The sequence below is a fragment of the Mucilaginibacter sp. SJ genome (assembly GCF_028993635.1).
GTDB lineage: Bacteria > Bacteroidota > Bacteroidia > Sphingobacteriales > Sphingobacteriaceae > Mucilaginibacter.
Window position 1 is genome coordinate 4,833,225 of the sequence record NZ_CP118631.1, and the last position, 25,694, is coordinate 4,858,918.

Below are 25,694 nucleotides of genomic sequence, written 5' to 3' on the forward strand. Positions count from 1 at the left end.
CTCTCTCCAAAATGATCAGTGTAATCCCAAAAAAGAAATCAACGCAATCAGCGTAATCATAACCATCAACGGTTTATCTTTGCCCTTGATGTCAGAGATTCCTTTTTTGCAGGCAGTTGCCATAAGTAAAATATTTCCGGGAAAGCAGCAGGCCGGTGTAAAAAAAACCGGGCTCATTATTGAGCCGGGCAAAATCACCGCCATTATAGGTGAAAGTGGTAGTGGTAAAAGCACTCTGTTACGCTTGTTATACGGCTTACTTTCCCCTGATGAAGGTACCGTTTACTTTAAAGGCGAACGCATTTGGGGCCCCGAAGAAAAACTGATCCCGGGTCATGATGCCATGAAAATGGTAACCCAGCATACTGACGATCTTAACCTGTTTGCCAAAGTTTGGGATAACGTGGCTGCTATGCTGCCGGCAACAGATCTCAAAGCCAAACAGGAGAAAACCGAAAGGGTGCTTAAACAGCTCAACATGTTTGCCATGGCCGATAAGCGCGTAGCCGACTTAAGCGGCGGCGAAAAGCAACGAGTAGCCATTGCCCGCGCAATCGTTACCCATCCCCAGGTATTACTGCTTGACGAGCCATTTAACCAGGTGGATACCTCCTTCAGGGAAGGCTTACAGCATGATATCAGACAAATTGTTAAGGAAACAGGGTTAACGGTGATCATGGTATCTCATGATCCTGCCGAAGTGCTATCGATGGCAGATGAGCTTATTGTTATAAACAAAGGAGAAATTGTTGAGCATGGCAACCCCAAGGCGTTATACAAACATCCAAAATTTCTTTACACAGCTCAATTACTTACCAACTGCAACGTACTAACCGCTCATGAGGCCCGTTTTTGCGGCATTAACATAACCAAAGAATATGCGGTTGTTTATCCTGAGCAGATCAAAATTAAATTAATAGCTGCAACCAAAAGCTGGGTTGTTAAGCAGGTGTTATTTAAAGGTTTTTATGAGGATTTGATCCTTAGGCATGAAGATATTACCCTACGGGTTTTGAGCGAGGAAACCGGAAAATATGCCGAGGGAGATTTGGTAGCAGTACGGGTGGAGAAGTATTTGGAGTATTAATCCTACGATTAGGCTTACAAGGCAAGCAAGATATTTAGTTGTAGTTAACTGATATCGGCCCGCTCATTCGCCGCGGGTTGGCTTTGTTCTTTTTCTTGATAAAAAGAACCAAAAATCAAGTCAGCAGATAGGCTTCTTGGCGCTCAAGGCCTTTGCCCTGCAAACCGGGCATAACCACGGGCTGCAATTATTTTGCCCTGCTTCGCTCGCTCGTTGTCCCCGCTTCTGCAAAAACTTGCTATGCCCCTACAGCAGCACAGGCCAGCATTGTTCTGCCCGGTTTCGCCCGAAGCTTACCTGCTGACGGGGAACTGAAGACACAAGACGGTTAGATTTAAGAAAAAAGGATTCAAAAAATAAACCGGCGCCATACCTCGCGCTGGCTACCGGTTTTTTAAACGTATATTTAAAAAAGGTCTTAATGCCTTAAATCAAGGCTCAGCATTACCAGGTTTTTACTTTCAACATAGGCGGTGCGCTCGTTCAACCTGTCAAGGACCTGGTCAAGCGCCAGGCGGGTCTTTTTCTTTTTAATGTTGAGTTTACTGTAAACTGTTTCCTCGTATATCAGCTTATTGTTATCGTTATAAAACTTAATGGTTTGCACGCGGGGCAAATTAATATTGTGTTCAACTACCCAAAAACCGCGTACATTTGTTATTTTATTTTGAGCCTGCACCGCAGCTGCTGCAAGTGCCAGTATACAAACTGTGATAATTAACTTTTTCATGGTGTTATTTTTAATATAAACTAAAATTAAGGGCCCGTAAAATGGCATGAAAATAGCATAGGCACACAACCCGCCAGTTACGATTAACCGCATTTTAATACGACAAATAAACATCCAACCTAAAAAACGTACCGAAGCAGCCTTACTCCAGGTAGTTTGTCATCAAATGATTGCAGTTTGTCGCACTTTTATCCTAAAAGCCGTCCAATTAAACTGTTTTACAGTAAATTAGCTATATGAATACTGGTTTCGATCTCCTGCTCAATAATATAAAGCTGCCGCGCTTTTGGCAGCATGTGATATTTTGGGTGATTGTATCGTTTTTCATTACCACACTTTATTCATTCCAGACCAATTTTTGGGTATCCTTACGCAATAACCTTTTGTACATGCCCATACAAATTGCGTATTACTATGCCATTGCCTACTGGCTGGTGCCCAAATACGTTTTTGAAAAGCGATATATAATGTTTTTCATGATGCTGATACCGCTTGTTTTTGCATGTATGTTTATCAGCCGTACCATCGGAATCCTTTTTGTAGCGCCCTACCTGATCAGGGTGATGCATGTGACAGATGCCGGTTATATCGCCTCAACCCAACGTCCGTTTTTTGAGCAGTTAACAGATGGGCAAAGCCTGGTAAATTCATTTAAAGGAACCAACCTGTTCACTGGGTTTGTACTTGCTATTAAACTTTTTAAAATGTGGTATGAGCGCAAGCAGGCGGCATTGGAAGCCGAACTCAACGCGTTGAAAGCCCAGGTACATCCGCATTTTTTATTTAATACGCTTAACAACCTTTACTCATTAAGCCTTAACAGCTCGCCAAAATCGCCGCAGGCTATCATTGGCCTGTCTGACCTGCTGCGCTATATGCTTTATGAATGCTCAGATAACGAAGTACTTTTAGAGAAGGAGGTATTTATGATGCAGCAGTATGTGAAGCTTGAAAAGCTGCGCTATGAAGAACGTATCGATATCAACTTTACCATTACCGGTAATTTGAAAGATAAAACTATAGCACCGCTGCTGATTTTGCCTTTTATTGAAAATGCCTTTAAGCATGGTACCAGCGAACAGGTAGGCGCAGCCTGGATCAATATTGATATCAGCGTTACACTCAACCATTTTAAACTAAAGGTTGCCAACAGTAAACCGGATCATCCTTTTGATACAAACAATACACCGGGACATATCGGTTTAAAAAATGTCACCAAAAGACTCGATCTGCTTTATCCCCACTCGTCACGCCTTAAAATCGTAAATGAGGAAGATACCTTTTTTGTGGTGCTTGACCTCGACCTTAAGATCATAAAGCAATCTGCTGAACAACAAATGGTAACCGCATGAAAATCCGCACACTTATAGTCGACGATGAGCCACATGCCATTGAGGTGTTAAAAAATTATCTCGAGCGCTTTAGTGAGATGGAGGTTACCGCTACCTGCAATGATGGTATTGAAGCCTTTCGCCTCTTGCAACAAAAACCTATCGATTTGATGTTCCTGGATATTCAGATGCCGGGAATAAAAGGTACCGACCTGCTGAAAAGCCTCAAGAACCCACCTAAAGTAATTTTCACCACCGCCTACAGCGAATATGCGCTTGATGGCTTTGAGCTGAATGCGGTTGATTACCTTTTAAAGCCTATCTCCTTTGAGCGTTTCCTGCGGGCGGTCGACAAGATTTATCAGCTAAACGAGCATAAGGGCAAACTCCTGATTACCCATGAAGAACCTGTAAGTGATACGCATACGTTCATCTATCTTAAAGTAGACCGCAAAACCATCAAAGTTAACATCAATGATATTTTATGGATAGAAAGCCTGCGCGATTATATTAAGGTAGTAGCTGTAAATAACCAGGTGCACATTACCCGGCAAAAGATCAGCCTGCTTGAAGAGATGTTGCCTGAAAGCAGGTTTGTACGCATCCATCGGTCGTTTATAGTTGCGTTGAATAAGATAGATTCTTTCTATGCCTACAGCATAGATGTTGCCGGGCATGAGCTCCCTATCGGTCGTAATTATAAGCAGGATGTACAGAAGAAATTAAAGAATGAGCGGTTGCAGATGGGGTGATAAAGCCTTAGAAAATTATAAATGTCTGCCTTTTTTCATTCCCTCCCCCGGGAGGGGTGCGGTTGGCAAGTGTAGTGGCAGGGAGGGGTTATACGCTTTGCTATTTAATAGGCAATATTTATGAAACCCCTCCCTACACCCTCCCAGGGGAGGGAATCGCACCAATCCCACGCTTTCTCTTATTCCTTTTGAACAGCTATTCTTACGAAACCCACCAGTCATTTACCAAATTCAATTCATCCTTTGCGCGGGTCACGGCAGTATATGAGATAAGCATCTTCGCGCATGGCTTCCCTATACTGTTCACTTTTTTGAGAAATGCCTTTTGCCTTCATCTGGTCATTAAAATCGATGATCAGCGCTTTGGATTGATCGTTAGTGAGATTTCCCTTTAAGCTTTCAAGCGCATCTAAAGAAAGCAGCATCTTAAACTCCTTCCCCGAAGCCAGTGCGGTAACCAACACTTTTTGAAATTTCATGCCCAGCTTTTGTTTAGTTTCTTCAAGTTCATTCACAATTACAAAATCGCCGTTGGTAAGCGGTACCGAATAGTTGTTTTGTGTTACCAGCAACACATCACCAACCTGTAAAGGCACATACCCCGAACCAAAAAGTTCGCGTCGCATATCCCGGTTTATCATTTGAACTTTTTTGTTACTGCGTGCTATAGCCAGGCAGCTATTGGGGCCTGCGGCCTTATAATTAGCCGCATACAGGTTAAACATCAGATCGTCTGTAGCATGAAGTTTTACATTATTGAGGTTTGATGCCGGGATCTTCGGAAATTTGATGCGCTCGCGGCTTTCGCTCATGGTGCGAATTGCTCCTGCCAAAACCAAAATATCGTTATCATCTTTATTACGCTCTATTTTTGAGAGTTTAACAGATACCGGGAAACGTTGCTTTTTGGCCAGCCAGTCGATATCAAGCGCCGGGCTAAAGCTTTGCCCTACAGGTGGCAACTGGCAGGGATCACCGACAAAAATAATCTTGCTTTTATTAGCTACCTGGAAAAAATCCTGCAGCAGGATCCCCGAACCGAAAACGGCAAAGCCATTGCCTTCAGTCAGCGTACCTGAAAGCATCGAAGCCTCATCAACTATATAAATGGTGGTTTCAGCATCTGCAGAGCGGGTTGAAAACTGCATGGTCATTTGTCCGGCCATGCCAGATGCTGAGTTTTCGGCCAATGTTTCCTCGTCAAGGCCGTCTATCTTATCAAAATTATATAATTCGCCATGAACTGTTGAGGCGGAGAATCCCGTTTTACCCCTTAAAACCGTAGCCGCCCTGCCTGTTGCTGCCAGCATGCAAAACTTCCTTTCTTTTTCTTTCAGCCATTGTGCAATGTGCTGCATCAAAAAGGTTTTACCCGTGCCGGCATAACCCTTTAGCACAAAAACATCGGCAGCAGGATGATCAAGAAATTTTTGGATTGCCTTGAAAGCAGCTTTTTGATCTGTATTTAAAGTAACGGGCACAGGAATCTTTTTTAATTAACGGGCACAAAACCGGCAAACAAATCTCCGGTCTCCTTCAATGTATTTAGCGGAACGTAATCGCATACCTCAGCATATTCGCCCCACATTTGCTGTACTGCTTTATTATGATGGGCATTTGCAATAGCCTCGGTACTCAGCCATTCAAAAACTTCAATGATGGTTCCATCAGCCGCTTCCATGATGGTAGATTCTCGGTTGGTTACCAGTCCCTCCTGCCTGAGACGGGGTACATGCGGTTTCATTAATTGTTTCAATGCCTCCTCCTTGCCCGGTTTAGGTTTATAGGCAACAATTACAATCTGTCCCATAGGTTTCAGTTTATTAATATGCAATTTACAAAAAACTGCAGAGGCTATATGACTGAAAAACAAGTTTAAAACTGGTCGTTCCTGAGTATGGTGTTTAGCATTGTAAGCAGGGGCACTTATCGCTATTGGAGACCAGGCAAGGGACGCTTAATGCAAAAACGGCGACAAGATATCTTGTCGCCGTTCACTGATCTCCCCTTCAGGAGAGATTTATAAGGTTATTTTTTCCAAACGTTATTTTCAGGATTGTAGTCCGGTAATACTTTATCAGGATCGTAAGTAACCGATTCAATTTCTTCAGTTGATGGATATTTAAATGTCCATGACGCATAACGCTCCCAGATTTCAACCGGCAGTTTTACGCGGTCAACTTTACCACCTTTGGTTTTGATTTCCAGGATAACCGGCATTGCCATTTTACCTAAGTTATCTAAAGTGATCAGCGAGCCTTTGGTTGGATCGTTATCAACATATTTTACGTCGCTTACAGCAACATCCAAACGCCAGTCGTTCAGGAACCAGCCCCTCCAAAACCATTGCAGGTTTTCGCCGCTTACATTTTCTATCGTGCGGAAAAAATCATCAGGAGTAGGGTGTTTAAATGCCCAGCGGTTAATGTAGGTTTTAAAGGCGAAATCAAAACGCTCAGGACCTAATACCTGTTCGCGCAGTAACACTAAACCGGCACTTGGTTTTGAGTAAAGCAGGGTACCGGTATTTTTTTCTTTGAGGTTAGCGGGCTGGCTCATAATAGGCTCAAGATCGGGCCTGGTAAAGAAAGCTCCGATAGCGTGCATATCAGGCACGCGGGTGTTTTTGTATTCGCCGTTATTAAAGTTAGCTGTCGATAGCGTATTGATGAACGTATTAAAACCCTCGTCCATCCAGCCGTACATGCGCTCGTTTGAGCCAACGATCATCGGGAACCAGGTATGCCCAAATTCATGATCGTTAACCCCCCAAAGGCTCGCTTTTTTTGCTTTAGCTCCGCAGAAAACAATACCAGGATATTCCATACCACCTACAATACCGGCAACAGCAGTAGCAGCAGGGTAAGGGTATTCAAACCATTTTGATGAGTTATATTCAATAGATTTTTTCACATACTCAGTTGAACGGCCCCAGGCATCGTTGCCATCGCTTTCAACCGGGTAGGCAGATATGGCAGTTGATTTTTTACCGCTTGGCAGGTCCATCTTGGCTGCATCGATAACAAACGCTGCTGAAGAAGCCCATGAAGCATCGCGGGCGTTCTTGATTTTAAAGTGCCAGGTTAATTGGGTTTTACCGGCAGGGCGCGATTTTGGATCGGTAACCTCAGCAGCCGAGCGGATGATGACAGTGCTTTCGCTTTTTTCGGCAGCTGCCCAGCGTTTCAATTGTTCAGGAGTATATACCTCCTGCGGGTTTAATAATTCGCCCGAAGCTACAACGATATGGTTTGCAGGGGCAGTAATGTTCAGGTCAAAATCACCATATTCAAGGTAAAACTCACCCGGGCCGCTATATGGGAGGGTGTTCCAGCCCATTACATCATCATATACACATACGCGTGGGTACCATTGTGCAATGGTATAAACTTTACCATTTTTGGTTTGCAGGTAGCCCATCCGGTCGGATCCATAATTTGGTGACACAAAAGAGTACTCAATTTTCAGTTTAGCCTGTCCGCCGTTGGCCGCAATTTCCTTTGGAAGGAAAACCTGCATCCGCGTATCGGTGATCAGGAATTTAACATCAACGTATTCGCCTTTCGCGCCGGCAACTTTTACCGATTTAATTTTATAACCGGCATCAAATGCTTCGCCGCGGCCCCAGTTACGGCTACCTGCCGGAGGAACAATGGCTGTACCCCTTGAATCGAGCTTAAACAGGTTCTGATCAAGCTGCATCCACATAAAGCCCAATGTTTGCGGGCTGTTATTGGTATACGTTAAAACTTCCGAGCCGGTAATTTCGTTGGTTTGATCGTTCAGTTTGGCGGCCAATTGATAATCGGCACGGTTTTGCCAGTATTTATATCCTGGCTCGCCGCTGGCTGCGCGAAATTCGGTGCCATTTTTTGTGTAAAAGCCCGGGCCAAAAGTTTCGTGATAATCATAGACAGAGCCGGCGGGTGTGGTAGGGGTAGGTGCTGGTTGCTGGGCGTAACTTATGCTCGCGGCCAACATACAGGCAAGGCTGCAACCTGCCATTAGTTTTAGTTTCATGTTCAGTCAAATAAATTGCGTAAAGGAACAAGTATACTACAAATTAGGGAGATGCAAAAGGTTGGTAAAACGATTGTTACCGATTTATTAAATAATTATATTCATGCTTAGAAGCTATAAATCGGGTGGATTATCTACTAATAACAGATGGTCGAATTTGATTTACAAACTTGATTTTCTTCGTATATTTGAATATGACCAGGCTAACTGGGAATATAACTAAAGGAAAGCGATTTACCTGTACTGCGGGAAATATTAAATCGTTTTGAGTTAACACATACAATCGACTTAGAAAATGAGTCCCCTTTTTCAAAAAAAGACATTGAAGGGTTACTCAAATCAAAAAGATTTTTTAGAAGGAAAAACAACCGCACGGAATTGGGACGATATAGAAGAAGACTTGAACCGTACCCGCAGTTAAACTTTTAAAGAGGATTGAGTTTTGAACTTATTGATGCCTGTGCATGGTATGAAGAAAAACAAAAGGGCCTATCTAAATATCTCAGAAAAGAAGTAAAGGTATTTTAGGTGTTATATTTTCATCGGTGTTGTCACCACCAACAACAGCGAAAGCAAGCATTCTGTTAACCCTCAAAACCTGTAAACTCTGATTCAGAAAGTTTTAGTTTTCATTGATCAATATATCCTTGGCCATAACCATGGGTACGCTGATATATTTTTTCTCCATGTAGTTGATCACCTTTTCCAGGATCTCGCGCGATTGCTCGTCCAGGCCCTGTACTTCATCTGCAAAAACCGAGTTAATGGCGGTATTGCGGATCTCTTTGATCTTTTCAGGCACCTGGCGCATGGCTACCTCAATACGGCGCTGTTTAAGCTGCTGTACAAATTCGGCAATGTTTTGCTCAATGATAGCTTCGGCGTGTACCAGTTCGTGGTAACGTTCCTGCAGGTTCTTTTTGGCAACCTCGTTGAGCGAGTGTACTTCGATAAAGTTAACCGGGAATTGCTCCAGTACTTCGGGAGCGGTATCGTTAGGGATGGCGAGATCGACAATGGTTTTCCTGCCGGTTTCGCCGTTTAACAGCGATTGGTAAACGGCGGTAGTGATGATTGGCTCAACTGCCGATGTGCAGGTGATAATGGCATCAAAACCTTTTTTATAGGTTTTCAGAGCTTCGAGGTCAAATGCTTCACCGCCCAAATCGGCAGCTAATTTTTCGGCATTGGCCACGGTACGGTTAAATACCGCGAAGTTTGAAAATTTATGTTTTTGAAGATATTTGGAAATGTTGCGGTTGGTTTCGCCTGCGCCGATGATCAATACACGGGCATTTGAACAAAGATTAAGGTCTTTAAGCTTGCGGTAAGCCAGCGATACTACCGAGATTGGGTTTTTGGAGATGTTGGTATGTGTATAAACTTCCTTGGCTGTTTTTACTACGCAGTTCATGATCATGCGCATGGCATCGCCGGTTAGGCCAGCCTCTTTGCAATGTTCATATGCTTTGCGTAACTGGGCCAGGATCTCCTTTTCGCCCACGATCAAACTCTCCAGCGAACATGAAGTACGCAACAGGTGCACCATAGCTTCCTGATCTTCATAAATAGACGCGCTATCCATAAAGGTGCTTAGTGAATCATGGCAAAGCTCTGTGTTGAAGGCCTCTATGAATTTTTTGGCAAAATCTTTGTCAACTGATTGTGGGGTTGTCATTACAAATTCCACACGGTTACAGGTAGCCAGGTAGAAGATCTCCGGGATATTGAACTGCTCTTTAACCTGTGCAAGTTTATCTGTCAGATTTTCCTGGCAAACCACCAATCTACCCAATTCCTTCAGTTCAATCTGTTTGTGCGTAAAAGCTATTACCTTTAGATACTTCAAAGCAGTTTTAAAATTTGACCGAACAAAAGTATCACTATTCGGCGCATCCAATGTCAACACTTTGTCAAACAGGCTTATTTGGAATGGTTATAAATTACAAAAATGGCTTGTTTTGCAGTATTTAAACTGTTTTACAATACGTATCACAAAATATTTGTAAATTAAAACATGGATAAGTATAAAAAAATAAGCCTGGTAATACTCGTGGCATTCTATGTGCTTGCAGGCCTTAATCACTTCCGCGCCCCGGACTTTTACTACGCCGTAATGCCCAATAACCTGCTTTACCCCGAGACTGTTAACCTTCTTGCCGGGATTGCCGAAATTACATTAGGTGTGTTACTTATACCAGCCAAAACGCGATACTGGGCTGCCTGGGGAGTTGTTTTAATGTTGATTGCCTTTTTGCAGATTCATGTGAGTATGGCATTTAAAGCACCGATGAAGTTAAACTCCATAACAGTTACACCTTTTTTAGCATGGCTGCGCCTAATCTTACAGTTTGTGCTGATCTACTGGGCCTGGTGGCATACAGCCGATCGTAAGAAGATAGCCTAAACTAAAACAAGGTTTGGTTGTTGCTATCGAAGCAAAATAAAAATATGGATCTGCAAAGTATTGAAATGCGCAACCTGGAAGTACAGGACTACCAGGAGCTGAAAAAATCAATGAAATCGGCCTATATGGATATGGACGAGGATTATTGGGATGCCAATTCTATCCGCCGGCTCATCAAAATATTCCCCGAAGGGCAGATCTGCATCACCGTTAACGATACGGTTGTTGGGTGTGCGCTGGCCATCATTGTTGATTACCAAAAATTTGGCGACAATCACACCTACAAACAAATTACCGGCGATAGTACCTTTAAAACCCATAATGACAAAGGGGATGTACTTTACGGTATAGATGTGTTTATCCATCCTAAATATCGCGGCTTGAGGCTTGCACGGCGATTGTACGATGCCCGCAAGGCCCTTTGCGAAAAGCTGAACCTGAAAAGTATTATAGCCGGCGGCCGCATCCCCAACTATCAAAAATTTCAAAATGAGCTTACGCCCCGTCAGTATATTGATAAAGTAAAGTATAAGGAGATCTACGATCCTACTTTATCATTCCAGTTATCTAACGATTTTCACGTGCGCAAGGTGTTGAGGAATTATCTGCCCGAGGATAGTCGCTCAAAAGGCTTTGCTACCCTTATTGAGTGGAATAATGTTTATTACGAAGAGGTAAGTGATGTTATTAACCATAAAACAGTAGTGCGCATTGGGTTGGTACAATGGCAGATGCGTTCGTACAGTAACATCAGTGAGCTGATGAAGCATGCCGAATATTTTGTTGATGCCGTGAGCGATTACCAGGCCGATTTTATCCTGTTCCCCGAACTGTTCAATACACCGCTTATGGCCGATTACAACCACATGGATTCGGCCAAGGCCATGCGCGAGCTGGCCAAGTATACCCAGCCCATTATCGAGGAGTTTTCAAAACTGGCGGTATCGTATAATGTAAACATTATTGCGGGCAGCATGCCTTATATTTTTGAGGAGTCGTTGTATAATGTATCCTACCTGTTCAGGAGGAACGGCAGTATGGAAGAGGTTTACAAAATTCACCCCACCCCGGCCGAGATCAGCTCATGGGGGATGCGCGGCGGCGATGAGGTAAAAGTTTTTGATACCGATTGCGGCAAAGTTGGCATCTTGATTTGTTATGATGTGGAATTTCCCGAATTATCACGCATATTGGCCGGTCAGGATATGCAGATCCTGTTTGTACCTTTCCTTACAGACACCCAGAATGGCTATAACCGGGTTAAGTTTTGCGCCCAGGCCCGCGCCGTTGAAAACGAATGCTATGTGGCTATTGCAGGCTGCGTTGGTAACCTGCCCAATGTAAATAATATGGGTATCAGCTATGCACAGTCGGCGGTGTTTACGCCTTCTGATTTTGGTTTCCCTACAAACGGAATCCAATCTGAAGCTACGCCAAACACCGAAATGATTGTTATTGCCGATGTTGACCTTTCGTTACTTGATGAACTGCATGAATATGGCAGTGTGCAAAATATCAAAGACAGGCGCACCGATTTGTATAACATTACTTTTAACGGGAAGAGGGTGTAAGGATTGCCCCCTTAGCTGTTCCATCAATGTCCTCCACGAGTTTAAGTTTATCCACAAAATTGCTTGTCGTTTAAACAACAAGTCGTCGTGTTTTGCCCCTCTGGGGCAAAGGGTATTTTGTAACTTTACGAGTTACAAACCTTTTGCACCTCTGGTGCATCTGTCCTTGGGCAATTAATACATGTTTATTAAATTGTAAAATCCCCCAAAGGGGGAACAGGTTTGTAGAAATAACGTCACACCCCATACCCGAACCCCAGAGGGGTTCAACTTATCAAGATTACCCAATTTGACTATTGATTTTATGGGTAAACTTAAACTGCGAGAGACCCTGAGGGGATTGGAACGTTTTTAAATTTTGTGGTTGCTGTTAAAAGAATCCCTGAATATTTTCCAGCCGGCTTTCGTGAGTTTCCACAGCTTTAAATACTTTCCATCATCAAGAACTTTACCATTTGGGTCAAAAACCTGCCAGGTGCCTTCTTCGGTAATGTAAGCTTTACCATCGCCATAGATATTGCCGGTTTGGAATTTAACCCCTTTAACTTTTCCCGCAACAAAAGTATCCTCGAAATCTTTTTTCAATGCCTTTTTGCCATTTATAGGCAGCATATTTGGCGCCAATAAAATAGCATCATCAGTATACAGGTTTATGATTGAGGCGTCACTTTTTGCAAACAGCTCATAATAAAGTGTATTTATTTTTTGAATTGAACTTTTGATCTGCTGTAAGCCGGGATTATTTGCCTGGGCAGTGCCGCTTTTATACGTTAAAAAAACACACAGGCATATAATTGCTGCAGTTAAGGTTTTTTGTTTCATGATCTTTAAATATTGAATGAATAATTAAAGCGAAACTATATCCTTAAAATGGGCCAAAATTGTAAAAATCGGAACAGCTTAACTATTGAGCGCGGCAGAAAAATCAGTTGAACTTTCGGGCGAAAACCGTGAAGGGGGCGACCCGGTGAAGAATTTAAAATCCTTTATAAAATGCGACTGATCAAAGTACCCACACTCATAAGCGATAGAAGTGAGCGATAGTTTGTTTTCGGCAACCCGGTAAAGGCTTTTTTGAAACCGTGCTATTTTAGTGTACAAGTTCGGGCTCAGCCCGGAATAGTTTAAAAACATTTTCTGAAGGTACCGGGAGGAAAGACCGTATTTAGCTGCCACTGTATTGATATTCTCCAGAAAATCCTCTTTGCTTAAGTCAAGCATGATGTTGTTAATCAGCTTTAGCCTGCTGAATTTAGGCCCTGATGCTAACAGTCTTTTCATCAGAAACTTTTCTACTAAATCTATTCTCCGGTCCGTTGTTTTGGCCTCTATCAATCTCAAATGCAACAAAGCCGCTTCCTTTCCTGCCAGCTCTTTGAAATCAATGACCCGGTCATTAAATTCTTCTATCCGCTCATTAAAAAAGCAGGCGGCGGTATGGGTGAAAAAACGGATCCCAAACATACAGTGCTTACCGTAAGAGGTAAAAGTAAATGGCTGTATAGTTTGCCCCCATAATTGTATATCGGGACAGGTTACCAGGTCACCGTTTTTTATTTGTTGCGGGCCATCCGCTCCCAGGTTGAATAAGATTTCGATAGCGCCTGTAGCAAACACCTTGTCATCAGTCATAACAGGAATATCTGTTTCGCACACAAAATAACATTGTATGAAATCTTTTAGTATGCCATTAGGACGATATTCGGTATAGCGCATGTCAACTGCAATCTAATATAATCAAATTTAATATAACTGTTTCGATGATTTTGCTTTTCAGGTTTAAATAAAATCTGCGAAAGGCCTGAAGGGAAAATAAGGCTTCGGCTCAGTTGCACTGATTTATTTCAACAACATTTTCGGCCTTTAATACTAAATTAGCCGCCATGATCAGGAAAGATAATTTTACCCTTCCCGGCGCTAAAGGGCGGCCAATGCTTATTGATGTTACCTATGATGATGTTTTAAAAAACGCGCCGCTGGTAATTTTTGCCCATGGCTTTAAGGGCTTTAAAGATTGGGGCACGCATGATCTGTTAGCCCGGTATTTTGCCGAAAAGGGTTTTCGTTTCCTGAAATTTAACTTTTCGCATAACGGCACTACGCCTGCCAGTCCCTTAGACTTTGCCGATTTGACCGCCTTTGCTGATAATACAGTCTCTATCGAACTGGAAGATTTGGATACCATCATTGATTTTGCCTGCAGCGGGGCGAGTATGCCCATGGCCAATGGTGTATACCTCATTGGGCACAGCATGGGCGGCGGCGTAAGCATTATTAAAACTGCCGAAGATAGCCGGATTAAAAAGCTGGTTACTATGGCCTCGATATCCGGTTTCCGGAACCTGTGGCCCAAACAAATAGAACAGCAATGGCGTTTGCAGAGCGTTTTTTACTTTGAAAATAAACGTACCGGGCAGCAAATGCCTGTCAAATCAACCTTGCTTGATGACCTGGACAGTCACCCGTTGAGGCTGGATATCATCAGGCAGGCAGGTTTAATAAAACAGCCATGGCTCATCGTTCATGGTGATGCCGATCCTACGGTACCTGTAAGCCATTCCCTGCAATTGCATGAAGCTAATCCTGCTGCTCAATATATAGTGCAAAAAGGCGCAGATCATACTTTTGGTGGCGAACACCCTTTTACCGGAGATGCTTTGCCGGCCCCGCTTGTTGAGTTTTGTAATACGGCAATATCATTCTTAAGTAAATAAAGGCTGGGCCGCTTCAACCATTCGTAACTTTTTTGCGTTAGTTATATCATACCTGATATAAGTACTATAATTGCTATTATGAGTTTACCCGCATCGCGAAAAAGAGGACGAAAATATCAAAATACCATACCTACCGACGAAGCCGGCTTTGGTAAAATGATTCCCATTTTAAGGGAGTACATGAATAACAAGGCCGAAAATACGCCAAAGAAAACTTTGGGTCCTTTTAAAACAGACCCTTCGGTTTACAGTACTCCGCCCGCTTCGGGTTTGCGCATTACCTGGGTAGGCCATTCCAGTATTTTGATAGAGATTGATAGCAAACGCATCCTTACCGACCCGGTTTGGAGCGAGAGGGTTTCGTTTTCGCAATCATTCGGGCCGAAGCGATTTTTTAAACCGCCCATAGCTTTAGAGGATTTGCCTCCGCTGGATGCCGTGATCCAGTCGCACGATCATTACGACCATCTGGATAAGGCTACCATTAAGTTTTTTGCCGATAAAAACATCCCTTTTTTCTGTTCGATAGGGGTAGCGCAGTATTTAACCCGCTGGGGCATGGCGGCCAACTTTATCACAGAAATGGATTGGGGCGATAGCGCCATGATCGGTAACGAAATTGTACTTACGGCAACGCCGTCGCGCCATTTTTCGGGCAGGGGCATTGTTGGGCGGAACGAAACATTGTGGTCTTCGTTCGTGATCAAAGGTCCGCAGCATAATATTTATTTTGGTGCCGATTCGGGTTACTCGCCCGAATTTAAAGCGATAGGAGAGGCTTTTGGCCCGTTTGATTTAACCATGCTGGAGATAGGTGCTTACGGGAAATTCTGGCCAGATATTCATATGGGGCCAGATAATGCTTCAAATGCCCATCTCGATCTGAAAGGCAAACTGATGATGCCCATCCATTACGGTACGTTTAACCTGGCCCCGCATGCCTGGTACGAGCCTATAGAATGGCTAACCGCCATGGCAAAACAAAAACACATCGATTTATTTGTACCCAAACCCGGTGAGCCAACCGAAGTAAAAGGGGCCTATAATTCTGATTGGTGGAAGGAATATTTGAGCCCCCTCTAAACGGCTAAGCCTTCATGAACTCAAAAACAAAAAATTAGATCGTGAATAATCTCCCCTAAAGGGGAGGAGACTTTTTGCCGTGGTGGGTTAAGCTTTGTAACTTTACAACATTCCAACCTTAAAACAGAGGTCGACACCATGTCCCAATCCTATATATTAGTTATCAACGGTAAGCCCGAAGGCCCATTTACCATTCCCGAGCTCAAAACCCGCGGCATCAAACCCGGCGATTTTGTCAAAACCGATGAAATGGTGGATTACAAAGAAGCTCAGGAGATTGTTGAATTACGCGAACTGTTCGGCTTTGCCCGTCCTAAACTACTCATGCAGTACTATGGCAGCTTTGACCAGCGCTGGCTGGCCTCGGCACTGGATTGGTTTATCGTGTTTGGCGTATTTGTGCTACTTGCAGCTATGGCTGTATTCCTGTTTATTACAGATAAGCAGGCGCGGATATATACTTCTATCGGCATCGTTGCTTTTACTCCCATTGGTAAATTTATTTATCATGTGGTGATGGAAAGTTCGGTTAAGCAAGCCACTTACGGTAAGCAAATGCTCAAAATTAAAGTAGTGGATCTGGATGGAAACCGGATATCCGTTGGCAAAGCCATTGGCCGTAATCTGGCCAAAATATTTTCGGTATTAACTTTTTTTGTTGGTTACCTAATGGCGTTTTTTAATAAGCAGCAGCAGTGTTTACATGATATGATAGCGGGGACACTGGTAATTAAGGATAGGTTGGTGTGATTTTGTATATTGGAGTATAATTTGCGAAAAATGAAAAAGGCAACAGTACTTGAAGCGCTCAAATCATTTGGAGATGAGGTTGATATTGAAAAGTTAATTGAAAAGCTTTTGGTAGCTGATCATAAAAATGAAGTTTTTTATAATGCTGACTTTGTGATCAAAATAGAAAAGAGTCAGGAGCAAGTAAGAAATGGCGAAATCAATATTACCGATATTGACAATTTATGATTCAAAAGAAGCAAACCGGTTATTAATATGCTGAAGCGTAACATATTTAGCCTTGCCTTTGTCTTCATCCTCCAACATCAAATCTATCATCGTTTTATACTCGTCGGTTAATTCAAGATTAATATGATGTTGATGCAGCAAATTTTCGTATTCGCTTATCGGAATAATTACAGCGGTTTTTTGACCTTTTTCATTAGTGATGAACTGAGTTGCCATATTCAAATTTAGTGAATATTGTTTGTATTTGATAAGGAGTGAAAATGCTTTTAACCCAAACATTACAGCCTTTAAACATTACAACTTCCTCCCATCAAACAACTTTCGTATTTTTGTAATCTAATTTCCGTCATTGATGAATACTGATGCTGTTAAAGTACTGCCCGGCCGTTATTGTAACTCGTTAACCGAATATTCACGCTTTATTACCCGCGAGGTTAATATTGGCGACGTGCCTATGGGCGGGAATAATCCAATCCGGATCCAAAGCATGACCACTACCGATACTATGGATACCATTGGTACGGTTGAGCAATCCATCCGCATGGTTGATGCCGGTTGCGAATACGTGCGCATTACAGCACCGAGCATCAAAGAAGCCCAAAACCTGGCCGAAATTAAAAAGCAGCTTCGCGCCCGTGGTTACACGGTGCCTTTGGTTGCTGATATCCACTTTACTCCAAATGCTGCCGAGGTAGCTGCCCGTATAGTTGAAAAAGTACGCGTAAACCCCGGCAACTACGCCGATAAAAAGAAATTTGACCAGATAGATTATACTGACCTGGAATACCAGGGCGAACTGGAGCGCATTTTTCAGAAATTTACGCCGCTTGTAAAAGTTTGTAAAGAATATGGCACAGCCATGCGCATCGGCACGAACCATGGTTCACTGAGCGACAGGATCATGAGCCGTTACGGCGATACCCCGCAAGGCATGGTTGAATCGGCCATGGAATTCATGCGGATGTGCGAGCAGCTTAACTTTTACAACCTCGTGATCTCCATGAAGTCGAGCAATCCGCAGGTAATGGTACAAGCTTACCGTTTGCTGGTTGAAACCATGGTTGCCGAGGGCATGAACTATCCGCTGCACCTTGGCGTAACTGAGGCCGGTGATGGTGAGGACGGTCGCATCAAATCTGCCGTAGGTATTGGTACTTTATTAGAAGACGGCCTCGGTGACACCGTACGGGTGTCTTTAACCGAAGAACCCGAAGCCGAAGCTCCGGTTGCTATTGAGCTGGTTCGACGTTATACCGAGCGGAAAGCAAAAAGCGAAAAGCAGAAAGCCAAAGAACAGGAGCTTTCAGCTTTCAGCCCTCAGCCTTCGGCTTCGCATAGTCCCTACGAATACAAAAAACGCGAAACCCATGAGGCTAACGCATTTATTGGCGGACATTTGGTGCCACGGGTTGTGGTCGACTTATCTAAAAAGAATCTGAAAGACCCGGCTGTGCTGAACGAGGCAGGCTACCTGTACTCGTCGCTGCTGGATAAATACAACATGGCCGAGCAATCGGTTGATTTTGTTTACCTGGCCGATGAACTGCCTTCGTTTACTTTGCCCGGCAATTTAAAACAGCTGTATAACTATAACACCTGGCTTAAATTGACCGATAAAACCAACTGCCATCCGGTATTTACTTTGGAGGAATATATTGGCGAAGTTGACCGCTCATCAAAACTGAACCTTGTACGTTTAAAACCTGCTGATATTGATTCGGATGCTTTTGGTTCGATCCAACTGGATGATTCGCTGGTGTTTGTACTCGAAACAGATGCTTTACATGGCATGGCCGAACAACGCTCATTCTTCTTTAAAATGGAAGAGCTGGGTTTGGATGTACCGGTGATTGTGAAGAGAAGCTATATTTTTGAGTCCGAAAGTCCGGAAGTCGGAAAGTCGGAAAGTAGTCTTAAGTCTGGAGTCGAAAGTGATAAGTTAGAAAAGACTCAAGACTTAGAACTTAAGACTCAAGACTTACAATTGTACGCCTCTACTGACCTCGGCGCTTTATTAGTTGATGGTTTTGGCGATGGTATCTGGATAGATGCACCTGAATTGCCTACAAGTGTAATTACTTCTACTTCTTTTGGTATTTTGCAGGCTACCCGGTCAAGGATTTCTAAAACGGAATATATCTCCTGCCCAAGCTGTGGGCGTACCCTGTTCGATCTGATGGTTACCACCCAAATGATCAGGAGCCGTACCAGTCACCTGAAAGGCTTGAAGATTGGCATTATGGGCTGTATCGTAAATGGTCCCGGTGAAATGGCCGATGCTGATTACGGCTATGTAGGTTCAGGTACTGATAAAATTACCCTTTACCGGGGTAAAGAAGCGGTAAAGAAAAACATCAGCTCGGCCAATGCGCTTGATGAGCTCATCAATATTATTAAAGGTGATGGAAACTGGATTGATGTGGTGCAGGAATAATTGTCTGAACCGGGATTAAACTGATTTGTCGGATTTAAGGATTTTAAAGTCTCCTGAGAGCCTCTCGCAGAGAGATTCTCAGGGGACTTTAAGTTTGACGATTCACCATGCATCCGAAGAATCCATAAATCCTAAAAATCCTGGTTCAGAAAAATGACTTAATGATTATAAGAGGTCAAAGCCAATATCTTTCCTGAAATACATTCCGTCATAATAAATCCGGCTTGCATCAGCAGTCGCTTGTTGCAACGCGCTGAACATATCATCCTGCACGGTGGTAATAGCTAATACACGCCCGCCGGTAGTTATTACATCATTGCCATCCATAGCGGTACCCGCATGGAACACGATGGAATCGCGCACGTTTTCGGTACCGGTGATCACTTTATTTTTGAGGTATTCGCCTGGGTAACCGCCTGCAACCATGACTACGGTGGCAGCTGTTTTAGGGCTGATGATGATTTCTTTTTCGTTCAGGTTCCCTTCGGCAACGCCTAACAGCAAATCAACAAAGTCCGAATCTATACGGCGCATCACGCTTTCAGTTTCAGGGTCGCCCATGCGGCAGTTGTATTCAATTACCCATGGTTCTCCGTTGCTGTTCATCAGGCCGATAAAAATGAAGCCTTTATAAGGGATGCCATCTTTCTTCAAACCTTCAATGGTAGGGATGATCACGCGCTCTTCTACCTTTTTCATATAAGCAGCGTCGGCAAATGGCACCGGCGAAATAGAGCCCATGCCTCCGGTATTTAAGCCGGTATCACCTTCGCCAATACGTTTATAATCTTTAGCCTCGGGTAAAATTTTATAGCTGTTACCATCGGTCATCACAAAAACCGATAGTTCAATGCCTGTTAAAAATTGTTCAACAACCACGCGTGAGCTTGCTTCGCCAAATTTGGCATCGGCCAGCATGGCAGTAAGCTCGGTTTGCGCTTCCTCTAAAGTAAGGCAGATCAGTACGCCTTTTCCGGCTGCAAGCCCGTCGGCTTTCAATACCACCGGTAGTCCGGCGGTAACTAAATAGGTTAGGCCATCCTGCAGGGTATCTTTGGTGAAAGTTCTGTAAGCAGCGGTTGGGATGTTATGCTTCTCCATAAACTGCTTGGAAAAATCTTTACTGCCTTCCAATTGTGCGCCTTCCTGCTGCGGGCCAACAACCGGGATGTTTTTCAATTGCTCATCGGCCAGGAAAAAATCATGAACGCCTTTTACCAGGGGCTCTTCGGGGCCAACCAATACCAGGTTGATATCCTCTTTTAAAACCAGCGCTTTAATGCCTTCAAAATCGGTAACCTTAATATTTACGTTGGTGCCGTATTGAGTGGTGCCGGCGTTACCGGGAGCAATAAAAAGTTTTTCGCAATGAGCGCTTTGGGCTACTTTCCAGGCGAAGGCACTTTCCCTTCCGCCCGAACCAAGAATCAGGATGTTCATGCGGCAAAGATAGTTTTTTTAACAAGCCTTTAATACTATATATGAGGCTACTTGTGTTATAAGTAGTAAATTTACCCCATGGCCCGTAGACTCGAAAAGTTTGAAAAGCTCCCGGTATACCAAAAATCGCAGGAATTATTTGACCTGGCAGATGTAATTGCCGAATCATTAAAGGAAGACAGTATGAAAGAACATCTGGCTATACAGATGTGCAGTAATGCCGCTCTTATCCAGGCAAAAATTGCCGGCGCCGAAGGTGGTAGCCTGTATTCGCTGCGGATGCAAAATGCTGTGCTCATTAAACTTGCGGTGCAGGATATGTTTAATGCCGTATCTTTTGCATCAATGGTAAAAATTAATGAAGAGGACTACGTACAGTTGATGAGGGAAAAGGTAGAGGAGTTTCGCCTGGTTTTTGTAGAATGGATCAGGGGATTTGATAAAAGCTATGATATCCCCGACAATTGGGCCATCCGCTTTGATACCAGTACGCCCGAACAGGAAAAGATGGAAGAACTGATGTTTGATGAAGACCGCTTTTTTGGCGAATTTAACGAGGATGACGAAGACATGGGCAGCTTCGATGATTTTGACGATGATGAAGAGGATGAGGACAAAAATGACGACGATAAATAAAAGCAGAACGACATCAATTTGATTTCGGATATCGAATTTTCAATTTCGGATTTTGAACAAAACAAAAAGAGCTGAAGGATTTTCCCTCAGCTCTTTTTATGTTTTTAGCTTTCCGCTTAAGCCTTTGGCCTTCAGCTCAATTAGCAGTATTGTTCAAACGCGTCAATCAGGTTATCGGCAATCATTTGTGCCGGGCGGCCTTCTATCTGGTAGCGCTCAATCATATGTACCAGTTTACCATCTTTAAACAGCGCCATAGCAGGTGACGATGGCGGGTAAGGCAGCATATAGTTACGCGCGGTATCAACAGCTTCTTTTTCCATGCCTGCAAAAACGGTTACCAGTTTATCAGGGTGTTTGCCGTTTGCGGCGGCAATTTTAGCAGCCGGGCGTGCGTTTGCCGCGGCACAGCCACATACCGAGTTAACCATTACAAATACTGTACCTTCGCTTTCAATAGCGTTTTTTACAGCATCGGCATCTTTTAATTCTTCAAAACCAACCCTGGTCAGATCTTCCCGCATCGGGGCTACTAAATATTCCGGATACATCATTTTTTTTTGCTTTACAATAAAATCAGTGTTACAAAAATAAGAAATGATACTTGGTTTACGTTTATAAAAACTCAATAATAACAATTGGTTGACGATTAACGTAGAAGGCTATTTCATTGATAACCTGTTTACATACATTTAATATTGTTTTATTAACAGTAATTTTTAACTTGCGTACCCTAACTTATTTTGAATTTGATGAAACTTAAAACATCTGATATTAGCACTGTTGTTATCATCAACAAAAATCAACAGCATACAAAATCATTACAAATAAAAACCAAGCACCTTAACAGGCTTAAACACTACGCATGGAGCATAGCTGCTGTTGTTGCCGTACTTGGTGGTTTGGTGTTTTACCTGCATCATAAAAGCGCTGTGCAGGAAGCTGAAAACCAACAGTTACAGGCGCAGATAGCGAAACTTAAAGGCACCATGCCGGTTGTTAAAGCAGAGGTAAATACGCAGGGTACTGCCCAGTCGTACATTCAATCTATCGAGGTTAAACTTAAAACTATAAATGAGTATTTAAAAAGGCGCGGCCTTAAAGGTTTTACTGTAAAAGGTACCGGGGGCGATGGCAACAGGGAGGGGGTAAAACTACCCGATACCGAAGCTTACAGCCTGTATGACGATTATCTTAAGCATTTAACAAGCACTATAGCGTTTACCCCTATGGGCTACCCCAGGATTAGCTCGTTTACCTCATTTTTTGGTTACAGGAGCGACCCCTTTGATTCGGAGCATGCCGAGTTTCACCCCGGTATTGATTTTAAAGGTAACCGGGGCGATGCAGTAAAATGTACGGCCAGCGGCAAAGTTGTTTTTGCAGGATGGGCCGGTGGATATGGTAAATGTGTCAGGATTCAGCATATTAACAGCCTGGAGACCTTGTACGGTCATCTTTCAAAAATTGAAGTGAAGGTAGGGCAGCAGGTTACCGTTGGTGATAACATAGGCAAGGTAGGTTCAACCGGGCACTCAACGGGTGCACACCTGCATTATGAAGTACGTAAAAATGGGAAGCCGGTTAACCCGGTAAATTTTTTAACCCTGAATAAATAAGTTCTAAGTAGGAAGTTTGTTAAGTCGGAAATCTTTAAGTCCTGAGTCGGAAGTTGACCATGGATTATTATGATGCAGATTTAGAACTATCGACTTCGGACTTAGAAGTTAAGACTTTAAAAACATGGCTATTTTTTCTAAAAAAGATAAGGTTGCGCTTGATTTACAGGCAATCTCGACCCTCATTAGCGAAGGCAGTGTATTAGAAGGTAACCTGAAAGCCCCGGCTTTTGCACGGATCGACGGACTTGTTAACGGCGATGTAATGGTTGATGAGGGCCTGATCCTGGGCGAAAAGGGAGAGGTTAAGGGAAATATAAGTACTAAAGAGATCTTTGTTTATGGCACCGTAAGGGGCGATATTAATACCTCCTCGCTTGAAATAAAAGCTACAGGCCGTATAACCGGCGACATCAAAACGCAGAACCTGGCCGTAGAAAATGGCGGGGTATACAACGGCAACCTGACCATGCAGCAGGTGGAGGTGCAAAAGCAGTTGCAGGCGTAAGCCCCATGTTCTTGTTTTGATATAGAATGCGTATCTTTATATTATGACTACGATGACATTAAATGTGCCTGATGCGCTTGAAAAAGAGCATGATGAAACTGTGCGTTTTCTTGCCGCCAAATTATATGAAGCCGGTAAATTATCGTTAGGGCAGGCTGCTGAAATGTGCGGAATGGAGAAGGTTGATTTTCCGGCAGTGTTAGCTGAATTTAACGTTAACTATATACAATACAACTACGAAGATATATTGGCGGATGTAGCCCGGATCAATGGTTGAATACGCCGTTATCACCGATATCAGTTGTTTGATTTTATTAGATAATATCCAGGCGCTACATATTCTCCAATCCGTTTATAATCATATCATAACCACGCCTGAAGTTGCAGCTGAATTTAAAAAGCCCCTACCCGAATGGATACAGGTAATGACTGTAAAAAATTCGCAATTAATTGCTGTTTACTGTTTGCAGGTTGATATAGGTGAAGCAAGCGCTATAGCTTTAGCACAAGAAATACCAGATACTTTACTTATTGTAGATGATTTTAAAGGCAGGCGGCCCGCAAGTCAGCTTAATATCAAATTCACAGGTACCCTGGGTGTTTTGATCGCAGCTAAACAACAAAATAAAATTCCGTCACTGAGGCCATATTTTGAATTGATTAAGTCAACCAATTTTCGAATTGATCCGTTATTGTTAGAACGGATATTGAAAGATTTGGAAAATTAATATCGGTTAGCTTGTTAAGCCGCAGGCTCATTTATAGAACATCCTCGAAGCGCCTGAACCAAACATTTCATTTTCACAAGGATATCAGTTAACTTTGCACTCTCAAAATAAAATCGATATGTCATCAGTAGAAACTGCATTCGTTAAATACAAAGTAAAAGATCTGTCGCTGGCAGAGTGGGGCCGGAAGGAAATTGAACTGGCTGAGGCTGAGATGCCCGGCTTAATGGCTTTACGTAAAGAGTACGGGCCAAGCCAGCCGCTTAAAGGTGCAAGGATTGCCGGTTGTTTGCACATGACCATCCAAACCGCTGTTTTAATTGAAACCCTGATTGCCCTTGGTGCTGAAGTTACCTGGTCATCATGTAATATATTCTCAACCCAGGATCATGCCGCTGCTGCTATTGCTGCCGCTGGTATTTCTGTTTACGCCTGGAAAGGCATGAATGCCGAAGAATTTGACTGGTGCATTGAACAAACTTTATTTTTTGGCGAAGACCGCCAGCCGCTTAACATGATCCTTGATGATGGCGGTGATTTAACCAACATGGTATTGGATAAATACCCTGAGCTGGTTGCTGCTATCAAAGGCTTATCAGAAGAAACTACTACCGGCGTACACCGTTTATATGAGCGCATGAAAGCAGGAACCCTGCCAATGCCTGCTATTAACGTTAATGATTCGGTTACCAAATCAAAATTTGATAATAAATACGGTTGCCGCGAGTCATTGGTTGACGCTATTCGTCGCGCTACCGACGTGATGATGGCCGGTAAAGTGGCCGTTGTTTGCGGTTATGGCGATGTTGGTAAAGGTTCGGCCGATTCTTTGCGCAACTCTGGTGTACGTGTTATTGTTACCGAGATCGACCCGATCTGTGCTCTGCAGGCCGCAATGGAAGGTTTTGAAGTTAAAAAATTAAGTACTGCTATCACTGAAGCTGATATCGTGGTTACTGCTACAGGCAACAAGAACATCGTTCGCGAGCAGCACTTCCGTGCTTTGAAAGATAAAGCAATCGTTTGTAACATCGGTCACTTTGATAACGAGATTGACATGGCCTGGTTAAACGGTGCTTATGGCAATACCAAAGTGGAAATTAAGCCACAGGTTGATAAATATACCATTGAAGGCAAAGACGTTATTGTATTAGCCGAAGGCCGTTTGGTTAACTTAGGTTGCGCTACCGGTCATCCAAGCTTTGTAATGAGTAACTCATTCACCAATCAAACTTTAGCTCAATTAGAGCTTTGGACAAACGGCGCAGCTTACGAAAACAAAGTTTACACCCTGCCAAAACATCTTGACGAAAAAGTAGCCCGCCTGCACCTTGCTAAAATTGGTGTGGAGCTGGAAGTACTTGATCAGGACCAGGCCGAGTACATCGGTGTAACGGTTGAAGGTCCGTTTAAACCGGAATATTACCGTTATTAATCTTTTTTAAGGTTAAAGCATAAAGGCGAAAGCCGAAAGGTTTTTTGCTTTGAAAATATGAGAGGCTGTATCACATGGTGATGCGGCCTTTTTTTGATTTATGTGATTTGATATTTTTCATGGGTTAAGCCCGATGAACTATCCCGGGCATCAGCCTTTGGAGGGTGCAGTTGAAATGTATTTCACACTTGAAGACGCGCCACAAACCGGAAGGACTTGCG

General features: G+C 43.3%; 26 protein-coding genes. 16 read left to right on the forward strand and 10 right to left on the reverse strand.

The annotated features are described in order from the left end of the window. Positions 1-88: 88 nt before the first annotated feature. Positions 89-1,087, forward strand: coding sequence for an ABC transporter ATP-binding protein (locus tag MusilaSJ_RS20025; protein WP_274986611.1), 999 nt, complete (start codon positions 89-91; stop codon positions 1,085-1,087). A gap of 418 nt (positions 1,088-1,505) precedes the next feature. On the opposite strand, the gene MusilaSJ_RS20030 is transcribed toward MusilaSJ_RS20025, so the two are convergent. Further along, positions 1,506-1,817 (reverse strand): hypothetical protein, encoded by a 312-nt coding sequence (locus MusilaSJ_RS20030; RefSeq protein WP_274986612.1) that lies wholly within the window; start codon positions 1,815-1,817, stop codon positions 1,506-1,508. Between the two features lie 236 nt (positions 1,818-2,053). Here MusilaSJ_RS20030 and MusilaSJ_RS20035 point away from each other — a divergent pair, with 236 nt between their 5' ends. Both MusilaSJ_RS20035 and MusilaSJ_RS20040 read left to right on the forward strand, forming a co-directional pair. Next, positions 2,054-3,169, forward strand: coding sequence for a sensor histidine kinase (locus MusilaSJ_RS20035; protein WP_274986613.1), 1,116 nt, complete (start codon positions 2,054-2,056; stop codon positions 3,167-3,169). Then, on the forward strand, positions 3,166-3,900 hold the full coding sequence (locus MusilaSJ_RS20040; RefSeq protein WP_274986614.1) for a LytR/AlgR family response regulator transcription factor: 735 nt from the start codon (positions 3,166-3,168) through the stop codon (positions 3,898-3,900). The genes MusilaSJ_RS20035 and MusilaSJ_RS20040 overlap by 4 nt, the downstream gene beginning before the upstream one ends. Positions 3,901-4,136: 236 nt before the next feature. Here MusilaSJ_RS20040 and MusilaSJ_RS20045 read toward each other — a convergent pair whose 3' ends face one another. From MusilaSJ_RS20045 to hemA, 4 genes are all read right to left on the reverse strand, one after another. After that, positions 4,137-5,381, reverse strand: coding sequence for an ATP-dependent DNA helicase (locus MusilaSJ_RS20045; protein WP_274986615.1), 1,245 nt, complete (start codon positions 5,379-5,381; stop codon positions 4,137-4,139). Between the two features lie 11 nt (positions 5,382-5,392). Beyond that, a complete protein-coding gene (locus MusilaSJ_RS20050) occupies positions 5,393-5,710 on the reverse strand; it encodes an NIPSNAP family protein (protein ID WP_274986616.1) in 318 nt (105 codons plus the stop codon). A 218-nt stretch (positions 5,711-5,928) separates the two neighbouring features. Beyond that, complete coding sequence (locus MusilaSJ_RS20055; protein WP_274986617.1) at positions 5,929-7,920, reverse strand: M1 family metallopeptidase; 1,992 nt, start codon at positions 7,918-7,920, stop codon at positions 5,929-5,931. A 622-nt stretch (positions 7,921-8,542) separates the two neighbouring features. Next, positions 8,543-9,769, reverse strand: coding sequence for a glutamyl-tRNA reductase (hemA, locus tag MusilaSJ_RS20060; RefSeq protein WP_274986618.1), 1,227 nt, complete (start codon positions 9,767-9,769; stop codon positions 8,543-8,545). Between the two features lie 168 nt (positions 9,770-9,937). Between hemA and MusilaSJ_RS20065 the strand changes: the two genes are divergently transcribed. Beyond that, complete coding sequence (locus MusilaSJ_RS20065; RefSeq protein WP_274986619.1) at positions 9,938-10,327, forward strand: DoxX family protein; 390 nt, start codon at positions 9,938-9,940, stop codon at positions 10,325-10,327. 44 nt (positions 10,328-10,371) lie between these two features. Further along, the gene (locus tag MusilaSJ_RS20070; RefSeq protein WP_091165564.1) at positions 10,372-11,898 is read left to right on the forward strand and encodes a carbon-nitrogen hydrolase family protein; all 1,527 of its coding nucleotides are present in this window, start codon (positions 10,372-10,374) and stop codon (positions 11,896-11,898) included. A gap of 351 nt (positions 11,899-12,249) precedes the next feature. Here the strand turns inward: MusilaSJ_RS20070 and MusilaSJ_RS20075 are convergent, their stop codons facing one another. Beyond that, entirely contained in the window at positions 12,250-12,720 is a 471-nt protein-coding gene (locus MusilaSJ_RS20075) for a YybH family protein (RefSeq protein ID WP_274986620.1), read from the reverse strand. A 78-nt stretch (positions 12,721-12,798) separates the two neighbouring features. Then, positions 12,799-13,614 (reverse strand): helix-turn-helix transcriptional regulator, encoded by an 816-nt coding sequence (locus tag MusilaSJ_RS20080; RefSeq protein ID WP_274986621.1) that lies wholly within the window; start codon positions 13,612-13,614, stop codon positions 12,799-12,801. Between the two features lie 167 nt (positions 13,615-13,781). Here MusilaSJ_RS20080 and MusilaSJ_RS20085 point away from each other — a divergent pair, with 167 nt between their 5' ends. The 4 genes from MusilaSJ_RS20085 (at position 13,782) to MusilaSJ_RS20100 (ending at position 16,673) form a co-directional block, all read left to right on the forward strand. Then, complete coding sequence (locus MusilaSJ_RS20085; RefSeq protein ID WP_274986622.1) at positions 13,782-14,612, forward strand: alpha/beta hydrolase family protein; 831 nt, start codon at positions 13,782-13,784, stop codon at positions 14,610-14,612. A gap of 78 nt (positions 14,613-14,690) precedes the next feature. Next, positions 14,691-15,695, forward strand: a complete 1,005-nt coding sequence (locus MusilaSJ_RS20090; RefSeq protein WP_274986623.1) for an MBL fold metallo-hydrolase — start codon at positions 14,691-14,693, stop codon at positions 15,693-15,695. Between the two features lie 138 nt (positions 15,696-15,833). Further along, complete coding sequence (locus MusilaSJ_RS20095) at positions 15,834-16,445, forward strand: RDD family protein (RefSeq protein ID WP_274986624.1); 612 nt, start codon at positions 15,834-15,836, stop codon at positions 16,443-16,445. Positions 16,446-16,475: 30 nt separating this feature from the next. Then, the gene (locus MusilaSJ_RS20100; RefSeq protein WP_274986625.1) at positions 16,476-16,673 is read left to right on the forward strand and encodes a hypothetical protein; all 198 of its coding nucleotides are present in this window, start codon (positions 16,476-16,478) and stop codon (positions 16,671-16,673) included. On the opposite strand, the gene MusilaSJ_RS20105 is transcribed toward MusilaSJ_RS20100, so the two are convergent. Further along, on the reverse strand, positions 16,668-16,889 hold the full coding sequence (locus MusilaSJ_RS20105; RefSeq protein ID WP_274986626.1) for a hypothetical protein: 222 nt from the start codon (positions 16,887-16,889) through the stop codon (positions 16,668-16,670). The genes MusilaSJ_RS20100 and MusilaSJ_RS20105 overlap by 6 nt on opposite strands. A gap of 136 nt (positions 16,890-17,025) precedes the next feature. Between MusilaSJ_RS20105 and ispG the strand changes: the two genes are divergently transcribed. After that, positions 17,026-19,107: a (E)-4-hydroxy-3-methylbut-2-enyl-diphosphate synthase gene (gene ispG / locus MusilaSJ_RS20110; protein WP_274986627.1), complete on the forward strand. Its 2,082-nt coding sequence runs from the start codon at positions 17,026-17,028 to the stop codon at positions 19,105-19,107. A 165-nt stretch (positions 19,108-19,272) separates the two neighbouring features. Here the strand turns inward: ispG and purD are convergent, their stop codons facing one another. Then, the gene (gene purD, locus MusilaSJ_RS20115) at positions 19,273-20,547 is read right to left on the reverse strand and encodes a phosphoribosylamine--glycine ligase (protein WP_274986628.1); all 1,275 of its coding nucleotides are present in this window, start codon (positions 20,545-20,547) and stop codon (positions 19,273-19,275) included. Between the two features lie 78 nt (positions 20,548-20,625). Here purD and MusilaSJ_RS20120 point away from each other — a divergent pair, with 78 nt between their 5' ends. Further along, entirely contained in the window at positions 20,626-21,183 is a 558-nt protein-coding gene (locus tag MusilaSJ_RS20120) for a hypothetical protein (RefSeq protein WP_091165595.1), read from the forward strand. A gap of 140 nt (positions 21,184-21,323) precedes the next feature. Here MusilaSJ_RS20120 and MusilaSJ_RS20125 read toward each other — a convergent pair whose 3' ends face one another. Next, a complete protein-coding gene (locus MusilaSJ_RS20125; RefSeq protein WP_090529680.1) occupies positions 21,324-21,734 on the reverse strand; it encodes a BrxA/BrxB family bacilliredoxin in 411 nt (136 codons plus the stop codon). Between the two features lie 201 nt (positions 21,735-21,935). On the opposite strand from MusilaSJ_RS20125, the gene MusilaSJ_RS20130 reads away from it, so the two are divergent. The 5 genes from MusilaSJ_RS20130 (at position 21,936) to ahcY (ending at position 25,473) form a co-directional block, all read left to right on the forward strand. Continuing rightward, positions 21,936-22,802 carry a M23 family metallopeptidase gene (locus tag MusilaSJ_RS20130; protein ID WP_274986629.1) on the forward strand — a complete coding sequence of 289 codons (867 nt, stop codon included), beginning with the start codon at positions 21,936-21,938 and terminating at the stop codon, positions 22,800-22,802. Between the two features lie 124 nt (positions 22,803-22,926). Further along, the gene (locus MusilaSJ_RS20135) at positions 22,927-23,310 is read left to right on the forward strand and encodes a bactofilin family protein (protein ID WP_274986630.1); all 384 of its coding nucleotides are present in this window, start codon (positions 22,927-22,929) and stop codon (positions 23,308-23,310) included. 43 nt (positions 23,311-23,353) lie between these two features. Next, positions 23,354-23,587 carry a UPF0175 family protein gene (locus MusilaSJ_RS20140; RefSeq protein WP_090529023.1) on the forward strand — a complete coding sequence of 78 codons (234 nt, stop codon included), beginning with the start codon at positions 23,354-23,356 and terminating at the stop codon, positions 23,585-23,587. Continuing rightward, positions 23,580-24,038, forward strand: a complete 459-nt coding sequence (locus tag MusilaSJ_RS20145; RefSeq protein ID WP_274986631.1) for a PIN domain-containing protein — start codon at positions 23,580-23,582, stop codon at positions 24,036-24,038. Before MusilaSJ_RS20140 ends, MusilaSJ_RS20145 begins: the two co-directional genes overlap by 8 nt. A 118-nt stretch (positions 24,039-24,156) precedes the next feature. Next, positions 24,157-25,473, forward strand: coding sequence for an adenosylhomocysteinase (gene ahcY / locus MusilaSJ_RS20150; RefSeq protein WP_274986632.1), 1,317 nt, complete (start codon positions 24,157-24,159; stop codon positions 25,471-25,473). Positions 25,474-25,694 lie beyond the last annotated feature (221 nt).